The sequence below is a fragment of the Schinkia azotoformans genome, assembly GCF_035811335.1.
GTDB lineage: Bacteria > Bacillota > Bacilli > Bacillales > Bacillaceae_J > Schinkia > Schinkia azotoformans.
Window position 1 is genome coordinate 32,518 of record NZ_JARSMD010000043.1, and the last position, 9,584, is coordinate 42,101.

Genomic DNA, 9,584 nt, shown 5'->3' on the forward strand with positions numbered 1-9,584 from the left:
TGGAATTTTAGCTACATTTAAGGAAATACTTAGTTGAACCAACATTAGTCATTTTTTCCAGGATTTTTGGACATCCTCTTAATAAGTAGCTTAATACGGGGTGCGAAGGAGAGGGTTTTTATGGTTAGTTCAAATAGAAAAATGCAGGTTGCTTCTTTATCGATTATATCGAACACCGCTCTGATCATTTTCAAAGTGATCGCGGGAGTGTTGAGTGGATCAGTTAGTATTATTTCTGAAGCCATTCATTCCGGAATGGACCTTATCGCTTCTATCATTGCTTTCGTTTCGGTCAAAGTCTCTGCTAAGCCTGCTGATGAAAAACATCCTTATGGACATGGAAAAATAGAGAATATGTCTGCTCTCATCGAAGGCCTTCTGATTTTTGTAGCAGCTATTATGATAATTACAGAGGCAGTCAAAAAATTAATTGAGCCAGCTGAATTAGAGCAAACGAATATTGCAATGGCAGTGATGTTTATTTCAGCCTTTATCAATTGGATGGTATCTAGAAAGTTATATAAGGTGGCAAAGGAAGAAGATTCCATGGCACTTGAGGCTGATGCTCTTCACTTGAAAACAGATGTTTACACCTCATTGGGAGTAGGAATTGGTATTCTGCTGATCGCAATTACAGGTTTAAGTATCCTTGACTCGATTGTGGCAATCCTTGTAGCGTTATTGATCATCAAAGAGGCATGGGACCTATGCAAAAGTGCTTTTGACTTCCTTCTTGATTCAAAATTATCTGATGAAGAAGTAGAAAAAGTAAAAAAAATCATCCTTAACCATAGTCATCAATTTATCGATTACCATAAACTTAAGACAAGAAGATCTGGAAATATGAAACATATTGATTTTCATATCACGGTTCCCTCAGAACTTACAGCTAAAGAAATACATGATATTATAGGAAGCTTAAAAAAAGAAATGAAAGAAACATTAAAAAATACGAGAGTAAACGTTCATGTTGATCCATCGGAACAACATAATTAAAAATCAAGCAAGCGTATTCACTGGGACAGAGGGTCGGGAACTGTGGACTATTATTTTTCAAAGCGTTATTTAAATTTTCCTTTTCCTTTTAGTCCAACAATTAAGAGAACAAGCAAAATTCCACAAACCACTCCGAGAAATCTGCCTATGATAGCCCCAATTTGCCCAACAGCTTCGTATCTACGCAAACCATTGAATACAAAATCTTCATAATAGTTGCCTCCCAAATTGATTCCTTTAATCAATCCGATAAAAGCTCCTTCCTTCTTTATGTAAGTGAGCATCGATTTCAACGATTAATGTTTCGAAAAAATTCTTAAGAATATTACATACGAGGCCACCAATGTAGTTCCAAATTTAAGTACAATTATCTTGAGAAACAAAATCAGAGGATAATGTACACTAGTACAAAGAGGATTTGATTAAAGGGGACCGATTAAAATGACAGAATTAATAGATTGGAAAAACGGTGCTGCCGGACATAAGTTTATTGCCTCATTTAGCGGAGGAAAGGATAGTGTCTTAGCATTATATAAAGCAATGAAAGTTGGAGAAGCGGTTGGATTGATTGTTATGTTGGAGGAAGAAGGGAAACGGTCTAGATCTCACGGAATGCCTCCGGAACTCATAAATGCTCAAGCCAAATCTATAGGATTACCTGTACTTACGGCTGCTTCAAGTTGGACAGATTACGAAAAAGAATTTATGAGCCTTTTGGAAAAAGCAAAAAATCAAGGTGCTGAAGTGTTAGTAACCGGGGATTTGGATATGCCTGCTACCGACTGTTGGCATGACAAGGTAACGAAAAATGCAGGCTTAAAACTTGCGATGCCCTTATGGAATATGAATCATCGTGAAGCTGTAGAAGAGTTTATCAATTTAGGATTTGTGACAATCATAGTCACTGTTAATTTATCACTTGGAATGCGAGAAGAAGATTTAGGACGAATTTTAACACATGATTATGTACACGAGTTAGTCGCTCGTGGTATTGACCCTTGCGGAGAAGGCGGAGAGTTCCATACCACTGTAATTAATGGTCCCATTTTCAAGCAGCCTATCCCCATTCGTAAATGCGAGATTGTTAGAAACAGTGAATATGCATTTTTACCTATGGAGCTTTAATGGAATGGGCCAGAGGGTCGGGAACTATGGACCAATTGTCGTTGTATTAGTGGAAATGGAATATTTAGCAACATTTAATGGCAAACTTAATTGACATAGCTTTTTTTAGGTAACTTTTACAGGAGGTAACAAAAAATGGCATTCACATCCAAAAATATTTTTATCAATTTATCAGTAAAAGACGTAAACAAGTCAACTAATTTTTTCAAGGAGCTAGGTTTTGAGTTCAACCCACAATTCTCCGATGAGACCACGTCTTGTATGATTATCAGTGACAATATCTTTGCTATGATAATGATTGAAGAACGATTCAAAGGCTTTAGTAAGAAGGAAATTGTGGATACTACTACTTCTGCCGAAGTAATTCTCAGCTTTTCAGCTGAAAGTCGGGATCAAGTGGATGAAATGGTAAATAAGGCATTGTCATCTGGTGGTAAATCTTTTAGTGAACCTCTAGATCATGGGTTTATGTATATATGGGGGTTTCAAGATCTAGACGGTCATTTATGGGAAGTTGCTTATATGGATGAAAGTGCACTTAATCAATAATAAAAAATCCTGTTTAAATACAGGATTTTAAACAAACTTTTTTAAAATTCACACCACAAATAGTGGTCATGTGTCACATTTCAAAATATTGTCTTGACTGTCGAACAATATGGTCGGCCAGTCTAATCACTAAGGCAGTGCCGGAAATAACGGCCCAAGCCCCAGTTAGACTAGGAAGAACACTATTATCGGCTACAAATAAACCTTGAACACCATGGATTTGTCCGTGACGATTTGTTGCTGAGGTATTGGGATCATCTCCCATTCTGCAGGTAGAAGCTTCATGCATGTCAGCACCTGGTGGACGAAGAACTAGAGAAGACTCATCGAGAGTTACTCCCATGGCTCGTGCAGATCGTCTAATTCCTTCTTCCACTTGCTTAGCCGTTTGCCTATCCCTATCACTTAAGGAATACTGAACTTGCTGCCAAGGTACACCAAATTCATCCCGATCATTTGGATCAACATACACCCTATTTTCTCGTCTAGGCTGCACTCTTCCAAAGGTTGCAAATACAACAAAGAGCTGATCTGTCGGTACTCTGTCTTCAAATTGCTGGTAGGACCAATACTGATTTGGTCCTAGTATTTGGATTTGATATGGATCCTCTTCCGTTTCAAACTTTAATATAGAAAGATTTCCGATTCTATCTGAAAATTGTCTTCGGCTAATTGTTCCGATCCCAATCATCGACACATGTCCTGTCAAGAAATGGCCAATTGCTGGTCCTGGAATTCCGGAATTAAGGAGGAGTCGAGGAGTCTCTAGAGTGCTAGCGGAAACGACTACATTTTTTGCTCGGATTGTATGTGACCTCTTATTAGCATCAAATACCTGTACGCTTTGGGCTCTATTACCCGGAGCATTTATTTTATACACGTATGCATCCACAGCAAGATCATATGGTCTATCAAAAAGTGCTGCCGCTAAAGCATTAATGGAACTATACCATGCATTTGAGTGAACTTCCCCTTGATGTGAAGGTGTCAAATCAATAGCCAAAGGCCTATCATCCGCCTCTAAAATTCCTGCAGCATGTAATCGTTTTAACATAATATTTTGCATGGAAGAACCTTTTGCCCAATCCCTTGTTACATGCAATCATTTTTCTGCCATTCCATAATAAACGTTCAACTCTCTCCGATTAATTGGCCATTTGTTTAATTCAGAACCAATCGGCCTTGGAGTGGGACAGAGGGTCGGGAACTGTGGTTCTTGGGGAACTGTGGTTCTTGGGGTACTCACCTACTTTAGTCACAACACTATTCACAATAACTATAGGCAGACAATCAGGCCCTTTTTCATTTAGCAATTTATTTACTTCTGTATTTTGTATAAATGGATCAGGTTCATTCGCTAGATTGTATCTTTTAATATCTTTGCCTAACTTTTCTATAGAAAAAATTGCTGTTGCCACTCTTGTTAGTTCAGGATCAACACTTGGCCCACAAACTCCAGTTGGGCAACACATTGCTGGATCAAAAATTTCAATTTTACTCATTATTTAGCCTCCTAATAATGTTTAATAACATGGTCACCCTTATAAGCAAATGCTTATATTTGAACTTGACGAAAGCCAAGAGAACCTCTTGGTTATTTAGATGTATTATTCTCCAGATTCTGCAAATCTTTTAATTCTATCACCAATCTCGTCACGAACACGTTGGAAAACAGTCCATTTTTCTTTATCTGTGCCTTCTGCTTTTGCAGGATCATCAAAGCCCCAATGGTCACGTTTAACATGAGGCGGTGTCATAGGGCATTTATCTGCTGCATCACCACAAAGTGTTACGACTAAATCTGCATTATTTAAAATATCAGGATCAATAATATCAGAAGTTTGAGCTGAAATATCAATGCCAGTTTCCTCCATTGCTTTTACAGCGTTAGGGTTTAAACCATGTGCTTCGATACCAGCACTTTTAACAACCCACTCATTACCTAAATATTTCTTCGCCCAGCCTTCGGCCATTTGGCTGCGGCATGAATTACCTGTACATAAGAAGTAAATCGTTTTTTTATTTTTCATGTTACGACCCCTTTAATTTATTGTCTGTGTATTAAAGTATTTACGTTGAAACCATAAAGCAACATTGACAAGACCAATCATAACTGGCACTTCTACTAGTGGACCGATAACCGCAGCAAAGGCAGCGCCTGAATGGATACCAAACACGCCAACTGCAACAGCAATTGCTAATTCAAAATTGTTGCTTCCTGCCGTAAACGCTAATGTCGTTGTCACAGGATAACCAGCACCAATTTTCTTGCCCATGTAGAAAGAAACAAAGAACATAATTACAAAATAGATTAATAATGGAATTGCAATTCGTACAACATCTAATGGTACGCTGACAATTACATCACCTTTTAATGAGAACATCACGATAATCGTAAATAGTAATGCAATTAAGGTAATTGGACTGATTTTAGGAACGAACTTTGTTTCGTACCATTGTCTTCCTTTTGCTTTTACAAAAATAAACCTTGTTAACATACCAGCAATAAAAGGTATACCTAAATAAATGAAGACAGATTTTGAAACCTCAGCCATTGTAATATCAACAATAGCTCCTTCAATTCCAAACCATTTTGGAATTACCGTTACAAATGCATAGGCATAAACAGAGAAAAACAAAGTTTGGAATAATGCATTAAAGGCAACTAACCCTGCTGCATATTCTGTATCCCCTTTGGCAAGATCATTCCAAACAATAACCATCGCAATACATCGAGCTAAACCAATAAGAATTAACCCAACCATATATTCTGGCTTATCTGGCAAAAAAATAATGGCCAGAACAAACATCAGAACAGGACCGATAATCCAATTTTGGACAAGTGACAGCAGGAGTACTTTTACGTCTTTAAAAACCCTCCCTATCTCTTCGTAACGAACTTTCGCTAATGGCGGATACATCATCAGGATTAAGCCAATGGCTAACGGTATTGAAGTTGTTCCTACCTGTAAGCTGTTCAATCCATCTACAAAGCCCGGTGCTACATTACCGACTCCAATCCCAACCGACATAGCAAGGAAAATCCAAAGCGTAAGATACCGGTCTAAAAAGGAAAGACGCCGCATGTTCCCAATTTCTTTACTCATAATTTCTTCATCCCTCTCCTTAAAGCTTACCTAACAATCAAAACGTAATTTAACATCATTACCATCAATATTTGCCGTTCTCTCATTTTGTTCATGGACATGCAGCAATATATCATTAATAAGTGGATAATACTCACTGGATTTATTTAAGGAATAATAAATCCATTGACCTTTTCTCTCTTCTACAATAAGTGCAGCATCTTTAAGTTTCCGCAAATGCTGACTAATTGAAGGCTGACTTATATCAAATAATTCAACGAGCTCGCATACGCAACACTCCTGCTTTTTCAAAATAGAAATGATTGTAAGTCTTGTTTTATCCCCAAGAAGTTTTAATACTTGTGCAGCTTTCACGATTTCTACTGTTGTTTGTTGCATATCGTTTTACATCTCCCTAACGGTATTAGTTTTTAAGTTTTTCTTAATATTTTCATTTTCGACTATAATCATATAATTAAATACTTATATAAGCAATAGAAGTGAACTATTTTTAACATAATATCTACATTCGGTCAATATATTAATCACTTGATGGTCATGAAATGTATCTAAAAGATGGGGACTGAAGTTTGTATATATCGAAGATTGACAGGTTAAAGGAATCGCCCCAACCGTTATCTTGAATACTTTTTCCAAAGTGAAGGGCTTGAGACATTCCTTTCATGTCCAAGACCTCAATCACGACAGCGTCAAAGTTAGAAGCCAATTCTTTAGACTTATGGTGAAGAAAATTCATGCGTTGGTTCGCCACTTTCTCATGTAATTTAGCTACTACCAGACGTTGCTTGTTCCAACAACGTGCAGAACCTTTCTTACGCTTGGACAGAATGCGTTGTGTTTTTACTAATTTTTCTGACACAACACGATAGTATCGAGGATAATTGGCTTTCTCATTCTCGCTACTCACATATAATTCAGACATAGCAAAATCTAGCCCAACGACATTTTCTATTTTTTTAGGCTGTATATCTTTTTCGTATTCTGTTAGTACAGATACATAATATTTTCCTGACCTCGTTCTGGAAATGGTACAAGTTCAGTTTGTAATTCTCAGGGATTTCTCTATGTTGGTTGATTTTTACAAGTTTCAGTTTTGGTAGTTTGATATGACCATCTTTCAATTCGATGTTTCCATTGACTAAGTTAGTCGTGTAGGATTGTCTAGCTTTACGGTTTTTGAACTTTGGAAATTCAGCATTTCCTTCAAAGAAGTTCTTATAAGCAGTTTGAAGGTTCATTTGTGCGTTCGCTAAAGCCAGTGAATCCACTTCTTTTGGGCCAGAGGGTCGGGAACTGTGGGTCATGCTCGATGCTTTCTTTGTTTGTAGTAGCCCGCAAATACTCGTTTAGCTCTTCTTGAGCCTTTTTTTATAGTTCCACTTTATATTCTTCATCGGAAAGGATTTTGGTAGTTGGCAGCTTCCCATCTTTTTTAATAATATCCGGGATATAATCGCGGACAAGTTTGTTATATACTTTCAAAAAAATCCCTCCATACGTCTTAAATGACTGGAATTAATATACCATGTCGATTTCTTTATAAAAATCTTACCATTATATTGGCATTCATTGAACTACAAAAAAACATTCATAGAACCTGTTACAGATAAAGAATCAATCGTGAGAAACTTGGACGAATCTTTTCCTACTTATGTAGGCTATATTTGTGAAAATATTTTTGATGTGTATGGAGAATCTTTTAATTTAGTACAAGCAAAAAATTTTAAAGAAGCTGCCAGTATGTTGTTCCGTGAGGACCAATTCCCTCAACCGATCTATGATGCTATTAATCAGCATTATAGACCGGAAAATGAGGGTCAATGGCAATGGATTGAGAATATATTAACAAATTATATATACCACCGGTTCAGTAGTTTTGTTGACCAAAATTATGCGGAAGAACAAATTGATAATGTATATTTAGCAAAGCGGCATCTAATTGTAACACTTAGAACATATACAGCTGATTTATGTGATCAGATATATAATGCAGTATATTCAGACAATAATTACTAAATGGGACGGAGATGTAGTTCTCTGTCCTATTCCTCCCTTTATGCCAATTCCCCATCACAGCATCATCATTTCCATTTCCCTCCGTGCTTCTTCAAGGAAAGGGAGCTTTTGAGCGACTAAAAGTTGAATGTTTAACTTTTTGGCAATTTCTTTTAGATAGGGGAACATCTCTTCTTTTATCCAAATTTCTCTTGGGATACTATTTAATTGTTTTATTAATCCGACAAGTGCTTCTTGGGTTACGGCACCAACATTATTAGTTTTCACCATATCACTATATACAATCAACCCTCGTTTCCTTTCCACACAAAATGCTAGTCTAGGATAATAAGGGCGCTCGTTGGGCCGGTCTTGTGTTGGTGTTAATATATAATCACAATCAAATTCCAGAGGGATATTCGATCTTTTATTGGAACGTTTGAGTTCCTGAAGTTCGAGTTCATTCACATACAACGGTACATCCTCTAGCATAGGCACGCTTGTCCCTACAGAAATTCGCATATCTATCCATTTTCTGTTTTTGTGATCATACTCTCTTGTAAAAAACCAATCCAACTCTTCTGCAGCTATCAAATTCGGATCCTTTTTAGCTAATCTACATACTTCCATTACTTGTTCGATTACTAGTGAAAAAAGACGGACTTCATCTTCATCTAAAAACCAGGGGTAAAAGCCGGGACGAAAGCTGCGAAATTGCGGCCATTGATTTTTTCCACGATATGACTTGCCGTGTTCTTTTAAAAGTTGTAAATCTTCTTTACTTAATTCGTCCCGATTGGAGAAGCTTACTAGTAAACTTCGTTGTTTTAAGTAATATTTTTCATCAATGATGTTTGCAGTCAATAGCCCTCTTAAATATTCGATCCCCTCAACACCTATAAAGGCAGATAGTCCATATTCCATACCTCCTGCTCCCATGATGGAACAGTACACGTATTCTTTTGTTTCAGGGTCTTGGATTGCAAAGATTTGATCATCATCGATCCATTTCCAAGGCTGCAATTGCTTAAGTTCCTCAGTGAGTTCCAATAATCTTGGCCAATTTGCAGATTCTTTACCAACTTGGGTAATCTCACCAAGATCGTCAGTATTATACGACTGGGCACCTTCATCTTCAAATCTGCTCATAAAATATTCATTGATATCTTCCATCAGAGACTTAGAATCAACATTTTCTGTTACAATTCCTGTTTCCAAATATTCAAATCTGCTATCCTCTTCCGGTGCCGCACGTAGAGCTTTTGTGCATCTTGGATAAAATACACCTACTTGTTCAGGTAAAATTTTTTCAAGAACAATTTCATGCTCCCAATTGTCCCCGTAATCATAAGTGTAGATGACTTTATCTTTTTCCTGTTTAAAAATTTCCTTAAGCAGAGACTCATCCTCATCAAAAGACTTAATCAATTCATAATTTGCATTGCCTGCAGGTTCAATTGAGAGGTAATTATTTATTTTAAAGCCATTTGTTCTTCTAACATTAAAGCCATGCATATGATAGTCAAACCAATCAAAAGCAATTTGAATCGCCTGATGAAGTTCATTAAATGTCATCGAATCCCTTATTTCGATCCTTCTCCAAATCGGAGGTTTCGAATCTCTTAACGTTATTTTCAATTGTAGTATCATAAGCCCTCACCTTTATATATAAATTCTGTGCTATAATCAATCGATTCCTAACAAGAATAATAGCTAGGATCCGTGACCTCTACCAGTAATATTTTTTCCTTAAAACCTCCACGTTCAGCTACTTTTTGCTGACGAATTTCCTGTCAACAACCCATGACTAAA

General features: G+C 37.0%; 11 protein-coding genes and 1 pseudogene. 4 read left to right on the forward strand and 8 right to left on the reverse strand.

The window, feature by feature from the left end; all coding sequences use genetic code 11:
* Positions 1–120: 120 nt before the first annotated feature.
* Positions 121–996 carry a cation diffusion facilitator family transporter gene (locus P9E47_RS20595; protein WP_326164679.1) on the forward strand — a complete coding sequence of 292 codons (876 nt, stop codon included), beginning with the start codon at positions 121–123 and terminating at the stop codon, positions 994–996.
* A gap of 65 nt (positions 997–1,061) precedes the next feature.
* On the opposite strand, the gene P9E47_RS20600 is transcribed toward P9E47_RS20595, so the two are convergent.
* Positions 1,062–1,241: a hypothetical protein gene (locus P9E47_RS20600; RefSeq protein WP_326164682.1), complete on the reverse strand. Its 180-nt coding sequence runs from the start codon at positions 1,239–1,241 to the stop codon at positions 1,062–1,064.
* A 196-nt stretch (positions 1,242–1,437) separates the two neighbouring features.
* Here P9E47_RS20600 and P9E47_RS20605 point away from each other — a divergent pair, with 196 nt between their 5' ends.
* Positions 1,438–2,121: a Dph6-related ATP pyrophosphatase gene (locus P9E47_RS20605; protein WP_326164685.1), complete on the forward strand. Its 684-nt coding sequence runs from the start codon at positions 1,438–1,440 to the stop codon at positions 2,119–2,121.
* A gap of 135 nt (positions 2,122–2,256) precedes the next feature.
* Positions 2,257–2,670: a VOC family protein gene (locus P9E47_RS20610; RefSeq protein WP_326164688.1), complete on the forward strand. Its 414-nt coding sequence runs from the start codon at positions 2,257–2,259 to the stop codon at positions 2,668–2,670.
* A 73-nt stretch (positions 2,671–2,743) separates the two neighbouring features.
* Here P9E47_RS20610 and P9E47_RS20615 read toward each other — a convergent pair whose 3' ends face one another.
* From P9E47_RS20615 to P9E47_RS20640, 6 genes and pseudogenes are all read right to left on the reverse strand, one after another.
* Positions 2,744–3,772, reverse strand: coding sequence for a GMC oxidoreductase (locus P9E47_RS20615; RefSeq protein ID WP_326164689.1), 1,029 nt, complete (start codon positions 3,770–3,772; stop codon positions 2,744–2,746).
* 64 nt (positions 3,773–3,836) lie between these two features.
* A complete protein-coding gene (arsD, locus tag P9E47_RS20620; protein WP_326164690.1) occupies positions 3,837–4,172 on the reverse strand; it encodes an arsenite efflux transporter metallochaperone ArsD in 336 nt (111 codons plus the stop codon).
* Between the two features lie 105 nt (positions 4,173–4,277).
* Positions 4,278–4,700, reverse strand: a complete 423-nt coding sequence (gene arsC, locus P9E47_RS20625) for an arsenate reductase (thioredoxin) (protein WP_326164692.1) — start codon at positions 4,698–4,700, stop codon at positions 4,278–4,280.
* Positions 4,701–4,712: 12 nt separating this feature from the next.
* Positions 4,713–5,756 (reverse strand): ACR3 family arsenite efflux transporter, encoded by a 1,044-nt coding sequence (arsB, locus tag P9E47_RS20630; protein ID WP_326164700.1) that lies wholly within the window; start codon positions 5,754–5,756, stop codon positions 4,713–4,715.
* Between the two features lie 51 nt (positions 5,757–5,807).
* On the reverse strand, positions 5,808–6,155 hold the full coding sequence (locus P9E47_RS20635) for an ArsR/SmtB family transcription factor (protein ID WP_326164695.1): 348 nt from the start codon (positions 6,153–6,155) through the stop codon (positions 5,808–5,810).
* A 184-nt stretch (positions 6,156–6,339) separates the two neighbouring features.
* Positions 6,340–7,117 (reverse strand): annotated as a pseudogene (locus P9E47_RS20640) (RNA-guided endonuclease TnpB family protein); the annotation flags it as partial.
* A 229-nt stretch (positions 7,118–7,346) separates the two neighbouring features.
* Here P9E47_RS20640 and P9E47_RS20645 point away from each other — a divergent pair.
* Positions 7,347–7,793, forward strand: a complete 447-nt coding sequence (locus P9E47_RS20645; RefSeq protein ID WP_326164696.1) for a hypothetical protein — start codon at positions 7,347–7,349, stop codon at positions 7,791–7,793.
* Positions 7,794–7,847: 54 nt separating this feature from the next.
* Here the strand turns inward: P9E47_RS20645 and P9E47_RS20650 are convergent, their stop codons facing one another.
* Positions 7,848–9,422 carry a plasmid pRiA4b ORF-3 family protein gene (locus P9E47_RS20650; RefSeq protein WP_326164698.1) on the reverse strand — a complete coding sequence of 525 codons (1,575 nt, stop codon included), beginning with the start codon at positions 9,420–9,422 and terminating at the stop codon, positions 7,848–7,850.
* Positions 9,423–9,584: the final 162 nt, after the last annotated feature.

What these genes read in the sequence shown, in the direction of transcription:
- arsB (WP_326164700.1), bottom strand. Translation starts at nt 5,756, where the DNA reads ATGCGGCGTCTTTCCTTTTTAGACCGGTATCTTACGCTTTGGATTTTC.
- P9E47_RS20595 (WP_326164679.1), top strand. Translation starts at nt 121, where the DNA reads ATGGTTAGTTCAAATAGAAAAATGCAGGTTGCTTCTTTATCGATTATA.
- P9E47_RS20650 (WP_326164698.1), bottom strand. Translation starts at nt 9,422, where the DNA reads ATGATACTACAATTGAAAATAACGTTAAGAGATTCGAAACCTCCGATT.
- P9E47_RS20635 (WP_326164695.1), bottom strand. Translation starts at nt 6,155, where the DNA reads ATGCAACAAACAACAGTAGAAATCGTGAAAGCTGCACAAGTATTAAAA.
- arsC (WP_326164692.1), bottom strand. Translation starts at nt 4,700, where the DNA reads ATGAAAAATAAAAAAACGATTTACTTCTTATGTACAGGTAATTCATGC.
- P9E47_RS20605 (WP_326164685.1), top strand. Translation starts at nt 1,438, where the DNA reads ATGACAGAATTAATAGATTGGAAAAACGGTGCTGCCGGACATAAGTTT.
- arsD (WP_326164690.1), bottom strand. Translation starts at nt 4,172, where the DNA reads ATGAGTAAAATTGAAATTTTTGATCCAGCAATGTGTTGCCCAACTGGA.
- P9E47_RS20610 (WP_326164688.1), top strand. Translation starts at nt 2,257, where the DNA reads ATGGCATTCACATCCAAAAATATTTTTATCAATTTATCAGTAAAAGAC.